1 rRNA gene is annotated in these 735 nt (G+C 38.1%); it reads right to left on the bottom strand.

Going from position 1 to position 735, the window contains the following annotated elements:
* Nucleotides 1-621: 621 nt before the first annotated feature.
* Nucleotides 622-733, bottom strand: a 5S ribosomal RNA gene (rrf, locus tag HGH90_RS31455).
* Nucleotides 734-735: the final 2 nt, after the last annotated feature.

Below are 735 nucleotides of genomic sequence, written 5' to 3' on the forward strand. Positions count from 1 at the left end.
CGTTCATCCTGAGCCAGGATCAAACTCTCCATTGTAAAGAAGTTTTGATACTGACTAATTTCTCTCGAAATCAATCGGATCGTTTAAATTATGTTTAGCTTTAACATTACCTGTGTTTGAACCTAAGCATCACTACTTAGATTCGTGCTGTTGTTTCCATTCTTTCAAAGAACTTTTCAATCTGTAAAGATTGTTTGCCGATGTGTGAGATCCGATCCCGGTGACCCTTTGGTCAGTACATCTTATTATTTTTAGAAGAACTTTTTTCGTGTCGTTTGCGTTGGGGTTGCAAAGGTAGTGATCTTTTATTTAACCACCAAAACTTTTTTAGCGTTTTTGCATCTTTAATCATCTTAGTATCAAACACTTATCCTTTCAGATAATATATCTAATCTACTGATAATCAAACCCATATTTTCACAAAGAACCTTAACTTTTGGCGCGGACGGCAAAGATATAACCTTTATCATTCGCAAGCAAAACTATTTACACTCTATTTCAATAAGTAATCAACCCTGATGTTGATTGTATTCCGACAGATCTGAACGATCCGCCCTATCTTCATAAGAGAAAGAAGAAAAAGAAAAAGTCCTGGCATGTCACCAGGACTTTTCTTAATAAGTATGGCAGCTACCTACTCTCCCGCATGATAGTGCAGTACCATCGGCCATGAGGGGCTTAACTTCTCTGTTCGGAATGGGAAGAGGTGAACACCCTCGGCATAACCACCATAAG

The organism is Chitinophaga sp. Ak27 (genome assembly GCF_012726295.1).
Taxonomy (GTDB): Bacteria; Bacteroidota; Bacteroidia; order Chitinophagales; family Chitinophagaceae; genus Chitinophaga.